This window comes from Aestuariivirga sp. (genome assembly GCF_037139295.1).
In the GTDB taxonomy this organism is placed as follows: Bacteria; Pseudomonadota; Alphaproteobacteria; order Rhizobiales; family Aestuariivirgaceae; genus Aestuariivirga.
On sequence record NZ_JBAXGR010000020.1, the window covers coordinates 21,937 to 42,606 of the forward strand.

General features: G+C 62.9%; 16 protein-coding genes. 7 read left to right on the plus strand and 9 right to left on the minus strand.

Translation table 11 applies throughout. From position 1 onward, the window contains the following. Positions 1-279: 279 nt before the first annotated feature. Both gltA and gltX read right to left on the minus strand, forming a co-directional pair. Entirely contained in the window at positions 280-1,581 is a 1,302-nt protein-coding gene (gene gltA / locus WCJ41_RS07835; protein ID WP_336905289.1) for a citrate synthase, read from the minus strand. A gap of 245 nt (positions 1,582-1,826) precedes the next feature. Continuing rightward, positions 1,827-3,251 (minus strand): glutamate--tRNA ligase, encoded by a 1,425-nt coding sequence (gene gltX / locus WCJ41_RS07840; RefSeq protein WP_336905290.1) that lies wholly within the window; start codon positions 3,249-3,251, stop codon positions 1,827-1,829. Positions 3,252-3,348: 97 nt separating this feature from the next. Here gltX and WCJ41_RS07845 point away from each other — a divergent pair, with 97 nt between their 5' ends. From WCJ41_RS07845 to WCJ41_RS07860, 4 genes are all read left to right on the plus strand, one after another. After that, complete coding sequence (locus WCJ41_RS07845) at positions 3,349-5,499, plus strand: ComEC/Rec2 family competence protein (RefSeq protein WP_336905291.1); 2,151 nt, start codon at positions 3,349-3,351, stop codon at positions 5,497-5,499. A 32-nt stretch (positions 5,500-5,531) separates the two neighbouring features. Further along, complete coding sequence (locus WCJ41_RS07850) at positions 5,532-5,816, plus strand: chorismate mutase (RefSeq protein WP_336905292.1); 285 nt, start codon at positions 5,532-5,534, stop codon at positions 5,814-5,816. A 39-nt stretch (positions 5,817-5,855) separates the two neighbouring features. Beyond that, positions 5,856-7,802, plus strand: coding sequence for an FAD-dependent oxidoreductase (locus WCJ41_RS07855; RefSeq protein ID WP_336905293.1), 1,947 nt, complete (start codon positions 5,856-5,858; stop codon positions 7,800-7,802). 336 nt (positions 7,803-8,138) lie between these two features. After that, positions 8,139-9,056, plus strand: coding sequence for a tetratricopeptide repeat protein (locus tag WCJ41_RS07860; protein WP_336905294.1), 918 nt, complete (start codon positions 8,139-8,141; stop codon positions 9,054-9,056). Here the strand turns inward: WCJ41_RS07860 and WCJ41_RS07865 are convergent. After that, complete coding sequence (locus tag WCJ41_RS07865) at positions 9,053-9,616, minus strand: hypothetical protein (protein WP_336905295.1); 564 nt, start codon at positions 9,614-9,616, stop codon at positions 9,053-9,055. The genes WCJ41_RS07860 and WCJ41_RS07865 overlap by 4 nt on opposite strands. A 105-nt stretch (positions 9,617-9,721) precedes the next feature. Beyond that, a complete protein-coding gene (locus WCJ41_RS07870; RefSeq protein ID WP_336905296.1) occupies positions 9,722-10,078 on the minus strand; it encodes a YbaN family protein in 357 nt (118 codons plus the stop codon). 111 nt (positions 10,079-10,189) lie between these two features. Between WCJ41_RS07870 and WCJ41_RS07875 the strand changes: the two genes are divergently transcribed. Beyond that, entirely contained in the window at positions 10,190-10,885 is a 696-nt protein-coding gene (locus tag WCJ41_RS07875) for a DUF502 domain-containing protein (protein ID WP_336905297.1), read from the plus strand. Here the strand turns inward: WCJ41_RS07875 and recG are convergent. Continuing rightward, on the minus strand, positions 10,863-12,980 hold the full coding sequence (gene recG, locus WCJ41_RS07880) for an ATP-dependent DNA helicase RecG (RefSeq protein ID WP_336905298.1): 2,118 nt from the start codon (positions 12,978-12,980) through the stop codon (positions 10,863-10,865). The two genes, WCJ41_RS07875 and recG, sit on opposite strands and share 23 nt — an antisense overlap. Before the next feature lie 61 nt (positions 12,981-13,041). Between recG and WCJ41_RS07885 the strand changes: the two genes are divergently transcribed. Further along, positions 13,042-13,305: a succinate dehydrogenase assembly factor 2 gene (locus WCJ41_RS07885; protein ID WP_336905299.1), complete on the plus strand. Its 264-nt coding sequence runs from the start codon at positions 13,042-13,044 to the stop codon at positions 13,303-13,305. Then, positions 13,302-16,775 carry a transcription-repair coupling factor gene (mfd, locus tag WCJ41_RS07890; RefSeq protein ID WP_336905300.1) on the plus strand — a complete coding sequence of 1,158 codons (3,474 nt, stop codon included), beginning with the start codon at positions 13,302-13,304 and terminating at the stop codon, positions 16,773-16,775. The genes WCJ41_RS07885 and mfd overlap by 4 nt, the downstream gene beginning before the upstream one ends. A gap of 6 nt (positions 16,776-16,781) precedes the next feature. Here the strand turns inward: mfd and WCJ41_RS07895 are convergent, their stop codons facing one another. The 4 genes from WCJ41_RS07895 to WCJ41_RS07910 are packed head-to-tail and all read right to left on the minus strand — an operon-like array spanning position 16,782 to position 20,652. Beyond that, a complete protein-coding gene (locus WCJ41_RS07895; protein WP_336905301.1) occupies positions 16,782-17,426 on the minus strand; it encodes a DsbA family oxidoreductase in 645 nt (214 codons plus the stop codon). 3 nt (positions 17,427-17,429) lie between these two features. Beyond that, positions 17,430-18,248: a fatty acid--CoA ligase family protein gene (locus WCJ41_RS07900; RefSeq protein ID WP_336905312.1), complete on the minus strand. Its 819-nt coding sequence runs from the start codon at positions 18,246-18,248 to the stop codon at positions 17,430-17,432. Then, positions 18,140-18,871: a class I adenylate-forming enzyme family protein gene (locus tag WCJ41_RS07905; protein WP_336905302.1), complete on the minus strand. Its 732-nt coding sequence runs from the start codon at positions 18,869-18,871 to the stop codon at positions 18,140-18,142. Before WCJ41_RS07905 ends, WCJ41_RS07900 begins: the two co-directional genes overlap by 109 nt. Beyond that, positions 18,868-20,652 carry an extracellular solute-binding protein gene (locus WCJ41_RS07910; RefSeq protein WP_336905303.1) on the minus strand — a complete coding sequence of 595 codons (1,785 nt, stop codon included), beginning with the start codon at positions 20,650-20,652 and terminating at the stop codon, positions 18,868-18,870. Before WCJ41_RS07910 ends, WCJ41_RS07905 begins: the two co-directional genes overlap by 4 nt. Positions 20,653-20,670 lie beyond the last annotated feature (18 nt).

Genomic DNA, 20,670 nt, shown 5'->3' on the forward strand with positions numbered 1-20,670 from the left:
CTCTGCTGAACAAGCCCCCCAATCATTGCCGTCATCCCGGCGAAAACCGGAAGCCAGCTTTTTGTCATGATAAAATTCTCGAAAACTCACCTCCCCCGGGCCTGACCCGGGGGTCTTTTTGCGCGCCGGCAAAAGGGATGCGCGGATCAAGTCCGGGCAAGGTGTTGGAGAACAGGAATACGCCTCTCTCCAGACTGAACTCTGGCCATTGCGGCGCCCTGCCAAACAAAAATGCCCGGCCTCTCGGCCGGGCATTCTGAAGTCTTGGAACGCGAAGCGTTACTTGCCGCGCATCGTCGGCGGCACGTAATCGCGCTTCGGCGAGCCGGTGTAGAGCTGCCGCGGGCGGCCGATCTTCTGGCCCGGGTCCTCGATCATTTCCTTCCACTGCGAGATCCAGCCCACGGTGCGGGCGAGTGCGAACAGCACGGTGAACATCGATGTGGGGAAGCCAAGTGCCCGCAGGATGATGCCGGAATAGAAGTCGACGTTCGGGTAGAGCTTGCGCTCGATGAAGTAGGGGTCCGAAAGGGCGGCCTGCTCAAGCACGCGCGCCACTTCCAGCAGCGGGTCGTCCTTGATGCCGAGTTCGGTCAGCACCTCGTGCGCCGTCTTCTGCATGATCTTGGCGCGCGGGTCATAGTTCTTGTACACGCGGTGGCCGAAGCCCATGAGGCGGATGTGGGACGTCTTGTCCTTCACCTTGGCGATGAAGTCCGGAACCTTGGCCGGGTCGCCGATTTCCGTCAACATCTGCAGCGCCGCCTCATTGGCGCCACCATGCGCCGGGCCCCACAGGCAGGCGATGCCCGCCGCGATGCAGGCGAAAGGGTTGGCGCCCGAGGAGCCGGCAAGCCGCACCGTCGAGGTCGAGGCGTTCTGCTCATGGTCGGCGTGCAGGATGAAGATGCGGTCCATGGCGCGCGCCAGGATCGGGTTCACCACATATTCCTCGCACGGCACGGCAAAGCACATGCGCAAGAAGTTTGCCGCATAGGAGAGGCTGTTCTGCGGGTAAACGAAGGGCTGGCCGATGTGATACTTGTAGGCCATCGCCGCGATCGTCGGCAGCTTGGCGATCATCCGGTGCGAGGCGATCTCGCGCTGGCGCGGGTCGTTGATGTCGGTCGAGTCGTGGTAGAAGGCCGACATGGCGCCGACCACCGCCACCATCACCGCCATCGGGTGCGCGTCGCGGCGGAAGCCCTGGTAGAACCGGGTCATCTGCTCGTGCACCATGGTGTGGTAGGTGATGTTCTTGTCGAATTCCTTGCGCTGCGAGGGGGTGGGGAGTTCCCCATAATAGAGCAGGTAGCAGGTTTCCAGGAAGTCGCCGTGCTCGGCCAGCTGCTCGATCGGGTAGCCGCGATACAGCAGCACGCCTTCGTCGCCGTCGATGTAAGTGATCTTGGATTCGCACGCGGCGGTCGAGGTGAAGCCGGGGTCAAAGGTGAAGGCCCCGGTCTGGGCATAGAGCTTGGTGATGTCCACCACGTCGGGCCCGATGGTGCCGGATTTCACCGGCATCTCGACCTTGTTTCCAGCGAGTTCGAGCACTGCCTTCTTCGGATCGTCAGCCATTGTGGGCTCCCATCTCTGTCTTTTTCTCGTTACGAACTATTGCACCGCACCACAGAAAGGTCAACGACACTGACCTGATGCTTTGGTCGATCCGCCTGGCAGACAGGTGGAAGCTGCCATGCTCATCATGCACCAACCGTAGCTGACATGTTGGCATCCGGCGTGCAACGAAATGACAACATTCGGCGACCGGAACGCAACGATTTCGCGTCCGGCAGCAACCATTCTGCGCCCGTCAAGTTACGTCAGGAGTGCGACTGGTCGCGCAACCGTGCCAGCGACTCGTCACGACCCAGCACCGCGAGCACGTCAAAGATGCCGGGCGACGTCGAGGTGCCGGTCAGCGCGGCGCGCAGTGGCTGCGCCACCTTGCCGAGCTTCAGGCCCTGTGCTTCGGCATGCAATTTCACAGCACTTTCAATGTCCTGCGCCTGCCAGTTCGTAACCTGCTCAAGCACGGGAATGACGCCGGCCAGCACCGGTTTGCCGCCGTCGCGGATGATCTGCTGCGCCTTGTCGTCCATCGGCAGGGGCCGCTCAGCGAACAGAAACTGCGCGCCATTCTTCAATTCTACCAGTGTCTTAGCGCGCTCCTTTAATCCAGGAAGTGCACGCAGCAGCTTGGCCATCATGGCATCGTCGATCTTGTCCTTCATCGCTTTGCCGCCCTCGGCATGCGGAAGGAAATCAACGAATGCCATCAACAGCTTATCATCCGCCATGTGGCGGATGTAATGGCCGTTCAGGTTCTCCAGCTTGGCAAAGTCGAACCGCGCCGCCGACTTGCCGATGGCGTCGAGGTCGAACCACTCCACCATCTGCTCTGTCGAAAAGATCTCCTCGTCACCATGGCTCCAGCTCAGGCGGGCGAGGTAATTCCTCATCGCTTCAGGGAGATAGCCCATGGCGCGATAGGCTTCGACGCCGAGAGCCCCATGCCGCTTGGAAAGCTTTGCACCGTCCGGTCCGTGGATCAGCGGAATGTGTGACATGTGCGGCACCCGCCAGCCCATCGCCATGTAGATCTGCGACTGCCGGGCGGCGTTGGTCAGGTGGTCCACGCCGCGGATGATGTGGGTGACGCCCATGTCATGGTCGTCCACCACCACCGACAGATTGTAGGTCGGATTGCCATCCGAACGCAGGATGATCAGATCGTCCAAGTCCTTGTTCGGAATGACGACTCTGCCCTGGACCGCATCCTCGATCACGGTCTCGCCCTCCTGCGGGGCCTTGAAGCGGATGGCCGGCTTCACGCCCGCCGGGGCCTCCGAGGGGTCGCGGTCGCGCCACGTACCGTCATAGCGGATCGGCCGCTTCTCGGCCTCTGCCTTCGCCCGCATTTCCTCGAGGTCCTGCGGGGTGCAATAGCAGCGATAGGCCTTGCCCTGCGCCAGCAGCTCCTCCGCCACCTGCCGGTGCCGGTCGGCGCGGCCGAACTGCGACACGGGCTCTCCCGCCCAGTCGAGCCCGAGCCAGGTGAGGCCCTCGATAATCGCGTCAATGGCATCGGCCGTTGAGCGTTCGCGGTCGGTATCCTCAATGCGCAGCAGCATTTTTCCGCCGGTGTGCTTGGCATAGGCCCAGTTGAACAGCGCCGTGCGTCCACCGCCGATATGCAGGTAGCCGGTGGGCGAGGGGGCGAAGCGCGTGACGACTGGCGATGACATGGACGCCGTTCTCCGTATTGACTGACGTAGGGGAAGGTGATTGCGTTGTGCGAGCCGCCGCTTAGCACACTGCCGCGCGGCCCGTAAGGGGAGTGCCATGTCCATCGCCATGCTGGACCACGCGGAAGGGAGCGAAGCTCCCCGCGCGGCGTGGCTCGCAAGGGCTTTGCGGCAGGCTGTGGAGGCCCAGCAGGGCCGCAGCTTCCTGTGGTGCGCCCCGGCACTGGCCTCTGGAATCGGCACATATTTCGCGCTTCCCGCCGAACCTGGCATCCTCGTCCTGCTGACAATCGCCGCCGGCGGCACTCTGTCGATGTGGTTGGGCCGTTCGGCGCAGCTCATGCTGCTGGCTGGCGTTATCCTGTGGGGCTTTGCTCTGGCGGGCTTGCAGGCGTGGCAGGTATCGTCTCCGTTGCTGGCCGCGACAACCGGCGAAGTGAATGTCACCGGGCGCGTCATTTCCGTTGATCACAATTCGCGTAAGCGACTGGTGATGATCTTCGAACCGGAGCAGATCGAGGGCGTCGATCAGGCGCGGTTACCCAAGCGTCTCCGTCTGTCGCTACCTGACAAGGCAGGCGTCACGCCAACCGGCGCGCGCGTCACCTTCAAGGCCCGGCTTTCACCGCTGCCGTCGCCGGTGGCGCCGGGTGCCTTCGACTATGGGCGTAGCCTGTGGCTGGATGGCATCGGCGGCACCGGTCGGGTGACGTCCGAAGCCATCACCTTGCTTGACGGTCCAACACTGTCAGCGCCGCTCGAAACCTGGCTTGCCTCGCTCCGCGCCACGATGGGTGCGCGCATTCATGCGTCGCTTGCCGAGCCCTATGCCTCTTTCGCCGAAGCGTTGATCACCGGTGAGCGCAGCAGCATTCCGCCGGAGATCAACAGAAGCCTTTTGATATCGGGACTCTTTCACATCCTCTCGATCTCGGGCCTGCACATGTGGCTGGTGGCGGGTGGGGTGTTCTGGGCGGCGCGTGCGGCGCTGGCATTGGTGCCGGGCCTCGCCCTGCGCTTTCCCATCCGCAAGTGGGCCGCATGTGCCGCGCTGCTGATGGGGCTCTTCTACATGCTGCTGGCGGAGGGCGGCGTGGCCACGGCCCGCTCCTTCATCATGGTGGCCATCGTGTTCTTCGCCGTCATTGTCGACCGTCCGGCACTCTCCGCTCGCAACCTTGCGCTGGCCGCCGTGGTGATCCTCGTGCTCGATCCTGAGGCCGCCGTCGAGGCGGGTTTCCAGATGTCTTTCCTGGCGGTTCTGGGTCTCGTCGCCTTCTATGAGTTCTGGGCACGCTACAAGGCTGAACGTGGCAGGCCGGAGCCGCCGCACCGGCACTGGGCCATCCGGCTTGCTGCATGGGGCATCACGGCCTTCATCGCGAGCCTCGTCACGTCGCTGATCGCCGGATTTTCATCCTCGGTTCCGGCGGCCTTTCACTTCGGACGCATTTCGCCTTATGGCGTGGTGGCCAATGGCCTCGCCATTCCTGTTGTCGGTGTTCTTGTGATGCCGTTCGCATTGCTGGCGGCGCTGCTGATGCCATTTGGGCTGGAGCAGTTGCCGCTGATCGTGATGGGCAAGGGGCTTGAACTGGTGATCATGATTTCCAACGGCGTGGCCGGATTGCCCGGGGCGAACGAGGTCATCGCACGCCCGCCGCCGCTGGCGATGGTGTTGGTCGTTTCCGGCATGCTGGTCCTCTGCCTGCTGGCTGGGCCATTACGGCTTGCGGGCCTCGGCGTCATTGCGGCAGGTGGCCTCTTGATCCTTGCTGCGCCGCCGCCTGCGGACCTGTTGATCGAAGCCACAGGCCAGAACGTCGCGTTACGTGATGGGGCCGGCCACCTGGTGCCCGCTCAGGCCCGCCGTGCCCGCTTCGCAGTCGAGAAGTGGCTTCAGGCCAATGGCGAGGAAGCGACCCTGGGTGAAGCTGCCAGACGCCCGGGCTGGCATTGCGCTAATGGTCGCTGCACAGCCGAAGTGCAGGGCAGGGCGGTGGTCTATGTTACGGGCGGGGAGGGCAAGCCGCTGGACTGCAGGAGCGCCGATATCCTGATTGCCGATTTCCCGCTGCGGGGGGCTTGCCGCAACGTACCGTTGCGCATCGACCGCTTCGACCTGTGGCGCTCTGGGGCTCATGCGGTCTCGCTGTCCGGACCCGCGCCAGTGGTGAGCACGGCCCGCGGCGACCAGGGACGGCGGCCCTGGGTGGTGGTGCCTGAACCCCGGCGCGCCGCCGATTGACGGAACCGTCGGTTGGGAGCAAGACGCTGCGAATGAGCAAGTCCACACACCTGACCATGAGCGAGATCCGCAAGGAAATCGACCGGATCGACGAGACCCTCATCAAGACCCTCGCGGAGCGCCAGCGCTGGGTGGAGAAGGCGGTCGTGGTCAAGAAGCGTGTCGGGCTCCCCGCCCGAGACGATGCCCGCCTGCGCCAGGTGATTGACCATATCCGGGTTCTGGCGCGTGCCCACAATGTGGACCCGGCGCTGGTTGAAGCCATGTGGACCGAAATGCTCGAGTGGTTCATCGCATATGAGGAACGCTCCATCTGAGGGTCGACGGTGGCACATTGCTATGGCTAGACTGCCGCCATGCGCTTTCCCCTTCTCTTCTCACCCTTCACCCTGAAATCCACCGAGATCCGCAATCGCATCTTCTCGACGGGTCATGACACCTACCTGCCCCAAGGCGGACTTCCGTCGGATTCACTGATCGCCTATCAGCGCGCCCGGGCAAGGGGTGGGGCAGGCCTGATCGTGATCCAGGTGGTGGGTGTGCACGAGACATCGCGATACACCGAGGCTTTGTTGATGGGCACCTCGGACGATTGCATCAAACCGTTCACCCGGTTGGTGGATGCCATCCACAAGGAAGGCACCAAGGTCTTCATCCAGTTGTTTCACCCCGGCCGCGAGCTTCTCGGGCGGCCGTTCGGCGTCATCCAGCCGGCCTTCGCGCCATCGCATTCACCGTCTGAACGCTTCAAGGTCGTGCCCCGGGAGATGTCCCAGTCGATGATCGGCGAGATCGTCGATGGCTTCGCCCAGGCCGCCCGCCGCATGGCAGAGGCGGGGGCGGATGGCGTTGAGATCGTCGCAAGCCACGGCTACCTGCCGGCCCAGTTCATGAACCCCAGGGTCAACCGCCGCGAGGACCAGTATGGCGGCTCTTTCGAAAACCGCATGCGCTTCACCCGTGAGACGATTGCCTCTATCCGGTCTCAGGTGCCGGGCGAGTTCATCGTCGGCATGCGCATGTCCGGCGACGAGCACGACGAAGACGGCATGGTGGAGGACGACTCGGTCGCAGTCGCCCGCGCGCTCGCTCCGGATCTCGATTACCTGAATGTGATCGCCGGTACCTCAGCGACGGCTTCGGGGGCCACGCACATTGTACCTTCCATGGCAAATTCAACAGCTTATGTTGCGCCTTTCGCGCAAAAAGTGAAGCAGGCGACGGGCAAGGCGGTGTTCGTCGCGGGCCGTATCAACCAGCCCCAGATAGCCGAGCAGGTGCTGGCGACGGGCTCGGCCGACATGTGCGGCATGACCCGCGCCATGATCGCCGACCCGGAGATGGCCAACAAGGCGAAGGCGGGTAAGACCGATGATATCCGCGCCTGCATTGGCTGCAACCAGGCCTGCATCGGTCATTTCCAGCTGGGCCTTTCCATTTCCTGCATCCAGCACCCGGAAACAGGGCGCGAACTGGAATATGCCGAGAAGCCGCTTGCGGCAGTTCGCAAGAAAATCATCGTGGTGGGAGGCGGTCCGGCCGGGTTGAAAGCCGCCGCGGTGGCGGCCGAGCGGGGGCACGAGGTGCACCTGCATGAGCGCGAAGCCCAGACGGGCGGCCAGACGCGGCTCGCCCAGCTCCTGCCAAGGCGGGCGGAGTTCGGCGGTATCGCCACAAACCTGACCGCCGAGGCCGAGCGCCATGGCGCCATCATCCACCGCCGAAGCGAGATGACGCGTGAGATGCTGGTGGCCGAAAGACCGGACGTGGTCATCCTGGCCACCGGCTCCAGGCCGCATGCGCCGCCATTCGAGGGCGAGGCAGCGCAGATCGTACATGTGGCGGACATTCTGGCCGGTCGTGCCACAACCGGCCAGAAGGTGGTGGTCTATGACTGGATGGGCGACTGGGGCGGCTCCGGCATCGCCGAGAAGCTGGCAGCGGAGGGGGCCAACGTCCGCCTGGCCATCAACCATCACTGCGCCTCCGCCTCGATTCAGACCTATGTCCGCTTCGAGCAGGTGGCGCGGCTTCATAAGTTGGGTGTCGAGGTCCACCCATGGCTGAGGCTCTATGGCGGCGATGGGCGGACGGCCTATTTCATCCACACGCCGTCGCGAGAGGCGGTGGTGATGGAGGATGTCGACACGATCGTGCTCAACACCCCCAACATTCAGGATGACGGGCTGGTGCAGGTGCTGGAGGAACTCGGCATCCCGTATGAGCTTGCGGGCGATGCGCTCAGCCCGCGCACTGCGGAAGAGGCCGTATATGAAGGAATGCTCGCCGGACTGGCAGTTTAAGTCGTCCCCTGTGGCGCGGATGCAACAGCGGTCCGATTTGTGATCGCTGTCCAATTCCGCCAGAATCTCAACCTTTTATCCGCCCAAATTGGATCCTAGCGTGCGCGTTGCTCAGGGGAAGAGATTCCGCTGGGCAGCCGAGAGGGGCTCAGGGCAGGAGCGACGCATCACCATCGCGCGGGCATTGGCCGTGCGAGGAAGCGTTCTGCGTTCACGGGCTCCTCGGCGTGTCCGCGTAAAGTTGAAGAGAAAGTGGCGTCGTCGATCATGGGTCATCCCGTTCACACATTAAACTTCGCAACCGCGAAGCTTGGCTGGGAGGCCTAGGACATCGTGATGTGGCTGGTTGCTCTGTGCGGGAAGGGTGTGGTGCGGTTCGCCTTCCGCCTTGTCGCCATTGCCGCCTGTGCCATCGGCCTCATGCTCTCTCCCGCCGCCGCTGCTGACGATGACGAGAAGGGCCCGCTCTCCGAATTCTATTCCTACCTTCCCGCCGCGCCCGACATTCGCCTTCCCGAATTCTCAATCCCGTTCTGGACGGACGACCTGAAGAAGGCGAAGCGCGCCTACAAGAGCGGCGACTATGACCGTGCCCTGAAGCTGTTCCGCAAGGCGTCGGACGACGGCAACATCGTGGCCGACTGGTACCTCGCGCACATGTACAGCCAGGGTGTTGGCGTGGCCCGCGACGATGCGATGGCCTACAGCTACTACACGCGCGTCGCGGAGCATTATGATCCGGAGGAGACGGATGCGAACCGTCTCAAGATCACCGTCGATTCCATGGTGCGGCTTGCCGACTACCAGCGCAACGGCGCCGTCAATGCGGGCATCAAGCCGGACCCGAGGGCAGCCGCACAGAGCTATCTGAAGATTGCCACGACATATGGTCACCCCGCCGCGCAATATGCGTTGGGGGTGATGAGCATCAAGGGCGAGGGCGTGAAGAAGAATCCGAGCCAGGGCCTGAAATGGCTTATGGCCGCCGCCCGCAAGCGATATGCCCCAGCCGAAGCCTATCTCGGCGACCTCTACTGGTCCGGCCAGATCGTCAACGCCGACCGCACCCGTGCGGTCATGTGGTATATCCTCGCCCGTGAATCCGCGCGCCCCGAGGAAGACCCCGAGATCTTCGCGCGCGCCCGGCAGATCGAAGCAAGCGTCGGCGAGGACGAGCGCATCGAAGCCGAAGCACGCGCCCGCGTGTGGGAAGAGAGATATCCAGCCGAAAAGGTTCGGGCTGCGGGCGACTAACCGGCTGTGCTCGGCGCCGCATTCACGCACGGCGCCATAAAGTCCGGGACTGACATGTTCACCCCTGGCAGCGAATACCACGAGGCGGAGCCGGGGCGTGTCTGCAGCATGTAGGCCCAATGGCCGATCTGCAGGGATGATGAGCCTGTCGACATCTGGTTGGCCATTGTCCACTGGTTGCCCTTGCGCACCATGCCGCCGATACCGACCGTGGGCATCACACCCTCCGTGTAGGGAAAGTCTGTGAAGGTCAGGTAGATCTGGCCCTCAGGCGTGACGGAACCGACGAGTGACTTGCAGGTGACGGCGGCGTCACCGAGTTTCGTGGCCGTGCGCCCCCAGAAATAGCCGTTGCGATAGCCGGTGATGTTATAGACGGTTTGGTCCTGGAGTGCAGTCAACTGGTTTTGCGATGGCGTGTAGGCATAGGCCGGAAGGCCATTGGTCGGCACATACCAGGTCGTTCCATTCAGCCAGCTCCAGTCACGTACAGTGGCGGCGGATGCAGGAAGGGAAGCTGTTGCTGCAGCGAGCGCAGCCGCCAGGAAAATCGCTTTCATTGAACTGTCCTCCAATGGGCTGCTTCTGTTTGTCATAGCGGAAAGGCGCCTTCCGGCATACCAACCGCAAGACGGTATCTAGGACCTTGGTAAACGGACCAGTGATCAGGTAGATCGCCGGCCCGGGCGCGACAGCACGAAGGCGGCCACCCCCGCCATGATGAGTGCTGTGCCGATTTCCATCCAGGCTGGAGCATCGGCGCCGAAATGGAGATAGCCAAACATCGCCGTCATCATCACCACGGTGATGACCTTGGCGCCCGTCGGGATGACGCCTTGGTCTTCCCAGTCGCGGACATATTTGCCGGCGTGGCGGTGGGAGCGGATCTTCTCAGCCATTTCGGGCGAGGACCGCGAGAAGGCCCATACGGCGACCAGCAGGAAGGGGGTCGTCGGAAACAGCGGCAGGATGATCCCCACGATTCCGAGCGCCACGCATAGCCAACCGGTTCCGAGCAGCACGGGCCGCTTCAGGGCCTTCACACTGTACCGCCCGCCGGGCTTGTGATCCCGGTCCGATTCATGTCTATAAGGCCCATGCCTGATCCCATTGATCCCCGCCCTGAAGTGAAGATGGCTGACGTCGAAATCAAGGCGCACAGCTCCGTTTTCAGCAAGCTCCGCGCCTATTTCTTCACCGGATTGGTGATTACCGCGCCCATCGCCATTACGATTTGGGCCACCTACTGGTTCGTCACGCTGTTCGACTCCTGGATCAAGCCGTTCCTGCCGGCGTCCTACAACCCGGACACGTATCTGCCGATCAAGGTGCCGGGATTTGGATTGATCTTTGCGTTGCTCGCAATCACGCTCATTGGCTTCATGGCTGCGAATCTCGCCGGTCGCACGATGATCGCCATCTGGGACAAGATCCTCAATTCCACGCCGGTGGTGAGATCGATCTACAAGGGCTCGAAGCAGATCTTCGAGACGCTGTTCTCGCAGAAGGGGGCATCCTTTCGTTATGTCTGCCTGGTCGAGTGGCCGCGACGTGGCACCTGGTCCATCGCCTTCATCTCGCGCGAGGTGGATGGCGGGCAGATCGGGCTCGATCCGGGCCGCGCCATGTATGCGGTCTACATGTCCACGACGCCCAACCCGACGTCGGGCTATGTGTTCTTTGTTGACGTGGAAGACGTGAAGATCATCGACATGAGCGTCGAGGATGGCTTGAAGCTGGTCATCTCCATGGGCCTCGTCTTCCCCGACAAGCCGCTGCCGCCGGACAAGGAAACGGCCGCCGCCGTCAACCTGCCGACAGAAGCCTGATCGCCTCGTCCCGTTCGAAGAGGTAAAGCAGCACGCGCAGCACCTCGCCGCGTGGCCCGGTGAGCTTCGGATCCTTGTTCAGGATGAGCTGAGAGTCGTCCCGCGCCGCCTGCAGCAGGTCGCCGTCGGTGGAGAGGTCCGCCATGCGGAACAGCGGCAGGCCGGATTGGCGCGTGCCCAGCATTTCGCCCGCACCGCGCAAGCGCAGATCTTCCTCGGCGATGCGGAAGCCATCCTCCGTCTCGCGCATGATTGAGAGACGCGCCTTGGCCGTTTCCCCGAGAGGGTCCTGGTAGAGTAGCAGGCAGGAGGACTTGCCCGAGCCGCGCCCCACGCGACCGCGCAACTGGTGGAGTTGCGCTAGCCCGAAGCGCTCGGCGTTCTCGATGACGATGGCCGTAGCTTCGGGTACGTCGACGCCGACTTCGATGACGGTTGTGGAAACGAGAAGCGATAGCGTGCCGTCCTTGAACTCTTGCATCGCCCGGTCCTTGTCCGCTCCCTTCATGCGGCCATGGACGAGGCCAACCTTGCCCGAGAACCGGGCAGCGAGCTGCAGGAAGCGATCCTCGGCCGCGGCGAGGTCCAGCTGCTCGCTCTCTTCGACCAGCGGGCAGACCCAGTAGGCGCGGTTACCCCGTGCCACGGATCGCTCCAGGCCATTGATCACGTCGTCCATGCGTGCCAAGGGAATGACGCGGGTATCGATTGGCAAGCGGCCCGCCGGCTTTTCCATGAGCTTCGACACGTCCATGTCGCCATAAACGGTGAGTGCCAGGGTGCGCGGAATGGGCGTTGCCGTCATCACGAGGAGGTCGGTAGCCCCGCCGGCCTTGGCCTGCAGCGCAAGGCGCTGGTGAACACCGAAGCGGTGTTGCTCGTCGATGACCACCAGCCCCAGATCCTTGAACACCACATGCTCCTGAAACAGCGCATGGGTGCCGACGACAAGTGATGTTTCACCCGCCGCGATGCGTTCCAGGATTTCGTCTCGCGTCTTGCCCTTCTCGCGGCCTGTCAGGAGCGTTACCGAGATGCCCGCAGCCTTGCAGAGTTTCGAGAGAGTGGCGTAGTGCTGGCGAGCGAGGATTTCAGTGGGCACCATGAGTACGCCCTGTGCGCCGCTTTCGATGGCCGCCGCCAGTGCCAGCAACGCCACCACGGTCTTGCCGGAGCCCACGTCACCCTGAAGGAGCCGCAGCATGCGATCGCTTGAGGCCATGTCGCGCAGGATGTCCTGCACCGCTTCGACCTGTGCATTGGTCAGGCTGTAGGGCAGGGCCTTGATGAGCCTTGCCCGCAGCTCTCCTGTGCCGGGTTGCATGCGCCCCTGCGCCCGCTTCATGTTGACGCGGACAAGCGACAGTGCCAGCTGGTTGGCCAGAAGTTCGTCATAGGCCAACCTTCGCCGAGCGGGGCTCTCGAGGCCGATTGAGGAGGGTGCCTCCGGATGATGCAGCGTGCGGAGAGCATTGGCGAAGGAGGGCCAGCCATGGCGCTGCAGGAAGGGCAGATCCTGCCACTCGGCAAGCTCGGGCAGTTTTTCCAGCGCCTGTGCGATGGCCTTGGTCAGTACCTTGGGCGACAACCCCTCGGTCAGTGGGTAAACCGGCTCTATCAGCGTCATGCGATCGAATTCATCCGCCGAGACGACATGGTCCGGATGCGCCATCTGCGGCTCGTCATTGAACCAGTCGATCTTGCCGGAGATGAAACGCGTCTCGCCCTCGGGCAAGGCCCGGCGGATCGAGTCCGCGTAGGCGTGGAAAAACACCAGGGTCAGCGGGCCCGTGCCATCCGAGACATCCACCCGGTAGGGCACCCGCTTGTTGCCGGGGGGCGGCGGGCGGTGGCGCATGATGGTCGCCTCCACGGTCACCACGCCGTCGCGCGGCAGGCTGTTGATCCTGGGGCGGTAGCGACGGTCCACGATGCCGGATGGGAGGTGGAACAGCAGGTCAACGATACGGGTGGTTTCCCCCGGGTTGCCGTGCGCCGGCCGCAGGAAGGATGCCAGCAACTTGTCCAGCTTGGCGCCGATGCCCTTGAGGCCGGCGGCACCGGCGAACAGCGGATTGAGGAGCGGTGGGCGCATGGGTCTATTTCACCGGGAACCGGTTGCGGCGCAAGTGCGCTTGGGGCATGAGACCGGGGTGATGATCCTCCAGCCAGAGACCGAAATCCGCCGCAAGCGCCTCCTGTGGCGTGCCACCCACCGTGGCATCAAGGAAATGGACCTGATCCTCGGCGGATTCGTGGCCCGGAACCTGGACGCATTTTCGGAGGTTGAGATCATCGACCTAGAGCGGATCATGGATATTCCCGACCAGGAGATGCTGGCCTGGGCAACGAAGCAGGAAGAGGTGCCGCCGCAGCATGCCTCACCGCTGTTGGCCCGCATCCTCGCCTACACGCCATGATCGATCTTTCGAAGCTGTTGTCACGGCTTTCCCAGCCCGGCCGGACCGCCGTATCGGGCGTGCCGCAGGGGCTCGACGCCATGCTGCTTCCCGAGATTGCCAAGGCAGCGGGCAAGCGCGTTGTGGGCCACGTGGCGGTGGATGACCAGCGCGCTGCCGTACTGGCGGACCAACTCGCCTATTTCGCGCCGAAGCTCGAGGTGCTGCGCTTCCCCGCCTGGGATTGCCTGCCCTATGACCGCGTGTCGCCAGTGGCTGATATTGTGGCCCGTCGCCTCGCCACGCTTGCACGACTGCTGGAACCGATCACCAAGCCCACAGTGCTGCTCACCACAGTGCCCGCCATCCTGCAGCGGGTGGTACCACGCTCGCTGATCGAGGGGCAGAGCTTCTCGGCGGCTCCCGGCAATCGGGTCAACTCCGACCAGCTTATCTCCTTCCTTGCGGAAAACGGCTTCTCGCGCACAGGCACGGTGGTGGACCCCGGTGACTTCGCGGTGCGTGGCGGAATCGTTGATATCTTCCCGCCGGGTTCTGAAGCACCCGTGCGCCTCGATTTCTTCGGCGATACGCTGGAGTCGATCAGAAGCTTTGACCCAGAGTCGCAGCGTACCACCTCGACGTTGAAGCGCTTCACCCTCAATCCCGCCAACGAGGTGCTGCTGAACGAGACGTCGATCGGCAAGTTCCGCGTCAACTATGCCGGTGCCTTTGGTGGCATCGATATCAACGATCCGCTCTACGAGAGCGTCACCGCTGGACGAAAATACCAGGGCATGGAGCACTGGTTGCCGCTGTTCCATGACGAGCTCTCGACGCTGTTTGACTATCTCGATGACCCCATCGTCACGCTGGACCATTCGGCGGATGAGGCAGCCACGGCCCGACAGGAGCAGGTCGCCGAGTTCTACAACGCCCGTCGGGAGGCCCTCGACAAGAAGGAAACCTACGGTGCTGCGCCCTACAAGCCGGTGAAGCCCACGACGCTCTACCTCACCGAGGCGCAGTGGTCCGAGGCACAGACCAACTACACGGTGCTCGCCTTCTCGCCCTTCGAGAGCCCCAATGCCATTTCATTTGGAGGTCGCAGGGGCCGCAGCTTCGCCGCCGAGCGCGCACAGGCAGGCGGCAACGTCTACGAGGCGGTGAAGGCCCATGCCGACGATATTCGCCGTGGCGGGCGTCGCGTTGCCATCGCCTCGTGGACCGAAGGCTCGCGCGAGCGGATGGAGACGATCCTCAAGGACCATGAGGTCGCGCCGCTGGCAGCCGCCAAGGACTGGCCGGAGTTCGTCTCGTGGGACAAGGCCATCGCAGGCCTCATCGTTCTTGGGCTTGAAGAGGGTTTCGAGATCAACGATTTTGCGATTATCTCCGAGCAGGACATCCTTGGCGACCGCATGGTGCGTCGCGGGCGACGCAACAAGAAGGCTTCTGATTTCATCAGCGAGCTCTCGGCGCTGGCGCCGGGTGACCTCGTTGTGCATGTTGACCACGGGATCGGACGCTTTGAGGGCCTGAAAACCATCGAGGTGCAGGGCGCGCCGCACGACTGCCTGTTCCTGTCCTATGCCGGTGGTGACCGGTTGTTCCTGCCCGTCGAGAATATCGAACTCCTGTCTCGCTACGGCTCGGACGAGCAGGGTGCACAGTTGGACAGGCTGGGCGGAGGCGCCTGGCAAGCCAAGAAGGCCAAGCTCAAGGAGCGCATTCTCAAGATCGCGGAGGGGCTCATCCGCACCGCTGCGGCGCGCGAGTTGAAGCCCGGTGATGTGCTGCCGCCGCCGGAAGGGGCATACGAGGAATTCGCTGCTCGCTTCCCCTATGAGGAGACGGAGGACCAGCTCACGGCGATTGATGCTGTCATCGAGGATTTCCAGAAGGGCCGCCCCATGGACCGGCTTGTCTGCGGCGATGTGGGCTTCGGCAAGACAGAGGTCGCCCTGCGTTCCGCCTTTGTCGCGGCGATGAATGGCAAGCAGGTGGCCGTGGTTGTGCCCACCACGCTGCTCGCGCGTCAGCACTTCGCCACTTTCCAGGCGCGCTTCAAAGGATTGCCTGTGAACATCGCCCAGGCTTCTCGCATGGTTCCGAAGAAGGAGCTCGACGCGGTGAAGGCTGGCATCGCCTCCGGGGACGTCGACATCGTGGTTGGTACGCACGCCCTGTTGGCGGAGTCGATCAAGTTCCGTGATCTCGGCCTGATGATCATCGATGAGGAGCAGCATTTCGGCGTGAAACACAAGGAGCGCCTGAAGGAAATGCGCACAAACGTTCACGTCCTGACGCTGACCGCCACGCCGATCCCGCGCACCTTGCAGCTGGCACTCTCCGGCGTGCGTGAACTCTCCCTCATCACCACGCCACCGCTCGACCGCTTGGCGGTCCGCACCTACATCACCCCCTTCGACCCCGTGATCATCCGTGAAAGCCTTTTGCGCGAGCATTTCCGGGGCGGGCAGAGCTTCTACGTGGTGCCGCGCGTCACCGACCTCGACGAGATTGCAGCTTTCCTGCGGGAAACGGTGCCGGAGGTGAAGTTCCGCATGGCACATGGCCGCATGCCGCCAACCGAGCTCGAAGACATCATGACCGGCTTCTATGACCGGAAGTTCGACGTTCTGCTCTCCACTACGATCGTGGAATCCGGTCTCGACATTTCGACTGCCAACACGTTGATCATCCATCGCGCTGACATGTTTGGCCTCGCGCAGCTTTACCAGTTGCGCGGCCGGGTTGGGCGTTCCAAGCAGCGCGCCTATGCGATCTTCACGACACCGGCCAACAAGACGCTTACGCAGACGGCTGACAAGCGTCTGAAAGTTCTGCAGTCGCTCGATTCACTGGGTGCGGGCTTCACGCTGGCGAGTCATGACCTTGACCTGCGTGGCGCTGGCAACCTTTTGGGTGACGAACAATCTGGTCACATCAAGGAAGTGGGCTACGAGCTCTACCAGCAGATGATCGAAGAGGCCGTGGTCAAGCTCCGCACCGGCGAGGACACGCTCGAGGGTGACAGCCAGTGGTCACCCCAGATCAATATCGGCACCTCTGTGCTGATCCCGGAGACCTATGTCGAGGACCTGCAGGTTCGTCTCGGCCTCTACCGCCGCCTCGCCGATCTCCACGACCAGCAAGCCGTCGATGGTTTCGGCGCCGAATTGCGGGACCGCTTTGGTCCTGTTCCCGAGGAGGTCAATCACCTGCTTGCTGTGGTGTCAATCAAGCTTCTGTGCCGCACCGCCAACGTGCAGAGCGTGGATGCCGGGCCCAAGGGTGCCGTCATCGGGTTCCGAGGCGATGCCTTCGCGAACCCAGGAGCACTGGTTCAGTGGATCACCGGGCAGGGCAACAAGGCCAAGCTGCGGCCCGACATGAAACTCGTGGTCATGCGAGACTGGGAAACGCCGGAAGAACGCCTCAAGGGCACCCGGCAACTGATGCAGACCCTGGTGAAACTCGCAGCGTAGTGGGCGTCAGGCGTCGCCCACTACCCTGGCCACACGGTTGATCGCGTCGATCAAAACCTCCGGCGACTGAGCCCCGACTAGCGCATAGCTCTGGGCGAGGATGTAAGTCGGTACACCCGTCACGCCAATGTTTGTCGCGTGTTCGATTTCTGCCTTCGTCTCGGCGACGTCCTGATCTGTGTCGAGCAGTTCTCTGATCTGCTGCGCGTTGATGCCGGCTTCACCGGCGCACTGCGCAAGCACGTCACGGTTGCCGATATCCCTGCCCTCGCTCCAATAGGCCATGAACAGGCGCTCGACCATTTCGTTCTGGCGCTCGACCGTGTGTGCCCAGCGGATCAGGCGGTGGGCATCCAGGGTGTTGGGGGTGCGGGTGATAAGGTCGAAGTGATAGGGAACGTCGAGTCCCCTGCCGGCGTCGATGAGGGGATCGTGAATGGTCTTGATGCGCTCCGGGCCAAATTTGTTGAGCATGTATTCATTGCGATCAAGGCCCTCCGGCGGAATGGTGGGATCCAGCATGTAGGGTCGCCATCGGATGAACACATCCATGTCGAGTGCCCCGAGAGCAGCGTCGAGGCGGCGCTTGCCGAGGAAGCACCAAGGGCAGATGGCGTCCGAGACGACGTCGATGGTGAACCGTTCAGCCATGGCTCAGGGTCTCTCCAGCGCTTTCCGATTGAGCTTGCCGTTTGGGGTTCGCGGGAGCGCGGGCACGAACCAGATCTGCTTTGGACACTTATAGGCGGCCAGCCTGTCCTTGATAAAGGCCAGAACCGCGTCTTCGTTAACGCTGGCACCGACCCGTGGGACAACGAATGCGGCGATGATCGAGGCCGTCTCGGAAACGCGCCATTCGCGCACGCCGGCCTCGGCAATGTCCGGGTGAAGCAGCAGCACTTTTTCCACCTCCAGCGGCGAGACGCGGAAGCCACCGGCATTCATCATGTCGTCGATGCGGCCATGGCACCAGACATAGCCATCAGCGTCGATATCAGCAGTGTCACCCGTGGCGAACCACTCGCTATTAAACCGGTCCTCTCCCCAGTATCCAAGGAAAAGCCCCGGATCGGAGCGGTGAACGGCGATCTCGCCATTCTCCAATATCCGCACCGAACGCCCCTTCTGAGGCTTGCCCGGTGATCCGGGCCGAACCGGTACGGAGGGCGCGGAGGAAATGTAGGTCGAGATTTCGCTCATCCCGAGAGCCTCGTAGAGTTCGCGCCCCGTCTGTTCCCGCCAGACCTCGAGGAGGGGCCGCGCCAGGGGCTCGCCCGCCGTCAGGCCATGGCGAAGCGTGGAGGACGGGCGGAATCCGGTGCGGAGCAGGTGGCGGTAGATGCCCGGAACGGACGCCATGATTGTCACACCGTGTTCGGCAATGAGACGTTCCCAAATGTGGTCATCTTTCTCGCCCGCGTAGACAACCGAGGTGCAGCCATTGGCAAAGGGATCGAACAGGCCCGTGCCCAGCGTATAGGTCCAGTTGAAGGCGCCGGTGTGGAGCACGACGTCCGAGGCGCCGATGCCGTACCATCCCTCATACATTGGCCGCCGCCCCAAATGGCGCGCTGCGCATGGAGCACGCCCTTGGGCGTTCCGGATGTGCCGGAGGTGAAGATCATGTAGCCGGGATCGTCGGCGCCCGTATCAGCGTAGCTTCCGGCGGGGGTCCCTTTTAGGCGACCTATGGTTTCCGGCGTCAGAATGGAGACGCCCTCCATCTCGGGCAGGGTCAGCAGGCCGTCCCACGCCATCAGGCGTGCACCACTGAAGGTGATGAGGGCTGCCACCTCGCGCGGCGTGAGCATCGGCGATGCGGCGATTGGCACCGCACCAATGGCGTTTGCCGCAAAGAACATCAGAGCGTAATCGAGGGAATTACCCATCCGGATGAACAGCCGGGCGCCGGGTTCAAGGCCCTCGCGACGCAGGCCTTCGGCCAGTCGCAGCACGACGTCTTCCAGCCCCGCATAGGACCAGCGTTGCGTCGCCGCTCCCGCGACGATCAAGGCCGTCTTCTCAGCGGGCTTTCCGGATAGGCAGTAGCGCGCAAGGTTCAGGCGCACCGGCGGTCGGGCGCCGGCAAAGGTCATTTGTTATGCCAGAGCGTCGTCGCCTCGAAGCCGGGCAGCGGTTGAGTCTCGGGGCGACCTGTGGTGTTCCATCTTGCCACCCACTGGCCGCCGGCATCGAAGAACGGCACCATATAGAAGCCAGAGACGAGCAGTCGGTCCTCGGCATGAACGGCAGCCACGAATTCCTCGCGCGTCTTGGCGTCGAGCATGGACTGGATGGCGTGGTCAACTGCGGGGTCCGCGACCCCGGGATAGTTGCGCGTGCCCTGCACCGTGCGGCCATCGGATCCATAATAGAGAACCTGTTCGTTGCCAGGTGACAGCGAGTTGAACCAGGTTCCCGGGATCATGTCATAGTCATAGGTGTTTTGAAGCGACGTGAACTGTGCCGCATCGATGATGCGGACGTTCACAGTGATGCCAATGGCCTGCAGCGTGCGCTGGTAATGCAGGGCAATCTTTTCCTGGTCGCGGTCCTTGACGAGGATGGTGAAGGTGAAGGGTTCGCCCTTGGCGTTGACCAAGCCCTTGTCACCCATCGTCCATCCCGCCTCGGCGAGGAGTCCAACGGCCTTTCGCAGCAGCTTGCGGTCCCGCCCCGATCCGTCGCTGACCGGAAGCTTGTAGCTCCCATCGACGAAGTCCGGGCGCAGTTTTGCCAGCGCATCGCCCAATACAGCTTTCTCGGCATCGTCCACAGGCTTTCCTTCGGACGAGAGTTCGGAGCCGGCGTAGTAGCCGTAAGTGCGGCGATAGGCATTGTTGAAGAGGTTTGTGTTGGCCCATTCGAAATCGAAGGCCATGACCAGAGCCTCGCGCACACGGGGGTCTTCGAAAATCGGGCGGCGGGTGTTGAAGATGAAGCCCGAGGCCGGGGCGGGTGTTCTTTGTTCCACCTTCTCCAGCGTGATCTTGCCATCCTTCACGGCGGGAAAGTCATATCCGGTATTCCAGCGGCCTGGGTCGGTCTCGATCCGCACGTCCGCAAGGCCGGACTTGAAGGCCTCGAAGGCGGCGTTGGCATCTCGGTAGTAGTCGAAGCGCACCGTATCAAAGTTCCACAGGCCCTTGCCGATCGGAAGGTCTTTGCCCCAGTAGCTCGGGTTCTTCTTGAAGGTGATTGTCTCGCCCGCCTTGATTTTGTCCATCACATAGGGGCCGGATCCCACCATGGGGCCGAGCGTCGTTTGCGCGAAGTCCTTATCCTGCCATTGCGCCTTGGGGACGATCGGCATTAGGCCGACGATCATCGGCAGTTCACGGTCACCAGACTCCTGATGAAAGGTGACGGTGTGATCGTCCGGTGTTTCGACCTTGGTGATCTTTGAGTAAGAGTTCTTGAAGTTGGGCCGTCCCTTGTCGCGCAGCGTCTCCATCGAGAACACGACATCCGCCGCGGTGACGGGCGTACCGTCTGAGAACTTGGCCTCCGGCCTGATCTTGAAGGTGAAGGTCTGGCGGTCGTCCGATACGTCTATGGTCTCTGCCACGAGGCCGTAGAGCGAGAAGGGCTCGTTCCAGTTCCGGCCCAACATGCTCTCGAACACATAGGTTCGCGTTCCTGTAACGGGTTGACCCTTCACGATGAACGGGTTCACGCTGTCAAAGGAACCGGTGACGGCCTGGCGCAACTCACCGCCTTGGGGAGCATCGGGGTTGGCGTAAGGCAAGCTCTTGAAGTCGGGCGGCAGTGCGGGGTCACCAAGCATGGCGATGCCGGGCTTGGGCTCGGCCATGGCGAGAGATGTGAAGGCCAGGAAAGCCGTGGCGAGCAAGGTGGTGCGGCGGAGGTTTGTCATGGTCCCTCGATTGCAATG

Bases quoted from the DNA above. Each gene is read 5' to 3' on its own strand.
- gltA (WP_336905289.1), bottom strand. From the start codon at position 1,581: ATGGCTGACGATCCGAAGAAGGCAGTGCTCGAACTCGCTGGAAACAAG.
- gltX (WP_336905290.1), bottom strand. From the start codon at position 3,251: ATGTCATCGCCAGTCGTCACGCGCTTCGCCCCCTCGCCCACCGGCTAC.
- WCJ41_RS07845 (WP_336905291.1), top strand. From the start codon at position 3,349: ATGTCCATCGCCATGCTGGACCACGCGGAAGGGAGCGAAGCTCCCCGC.
- WCJ41_RS07850 (WP_336905292.1), top strand. From the start codon at position 5,532: ATGAGCAAGTCCACACACCTGACCATGAGCGAGATCCGCAAGGAAATC.
- WCJ41_RS07855 (WP_336905293.1), top strand. From the start codon at position 5,856: ATGCGCTTTCCCCTTCTCTTCTCACCCTTCACCCTGAAATCCACCGAG.
- WCJ41_RS07860 (WP_336905294.1), top strand. From the start codon at position 8,139: ATGTGGCTGGTTGCTCTGTGCGGGAAGGGTGTGGTGCGGTTCGCCTTC.
- WCJ41_RS07865 (WP_336905295.1), bottom strand. From the start codon at position 9,616: ATGAAAGCGATTTTCCTGGCGGCTGCGCTCGCTGCAGCAACAGCTTCC.
- WCJ41_RS07875 (WP_336905297.1), top strand. From the start codon at position 10,190: ATGGCTGACGTCGAAATCAAGGCGCACAGCTCCGTTTTCAGCAAGCTC.
- recG (WP_336905298.1), bottom strand. From the start codon at position 12,980: ATGCGCCCACCGCTCCTCAATCCGCTGTTCGCCGGTGCCGCCGGCCTC.
- WCJ41_RS07885 (WP_336905299.1), top strand. From the start codon at position 13,042: ATGATCCTCCAGCCAGAGACCGAAATCCGCCGCAAGCGCCTCCTGTGG.
- mfd (WP_336905300.1), top strand. From the start codon at position 13,302: ATGATCGATCTTTCGAAGCTGTTGTCACGGCTTTCCCAGCCCGGCCGG.
- WCJ41_RS07895 (WP_336905301.1), bottom strand. From the start codon at position 17,426: ATGGCTGAACGGTTCACCATCGACGTCGTCTCGGACGCCATCTGCCCT.
- WCJ41_RS07905 (WP_336905302.1), bottom strand. From the start codon at position 18,871: ATGACCTTTGCCGGCGCCCGACCGCCGGTGCGCCTGAACCTTGCGCGC.
- WCJ41_RS07910 (WP_336905303.1), bottom strand. From the start codon at position 20,652: ATGACAAACCTCCGCCGCACCACCTTGCTCGCCACGGCTTTCCTGGCC.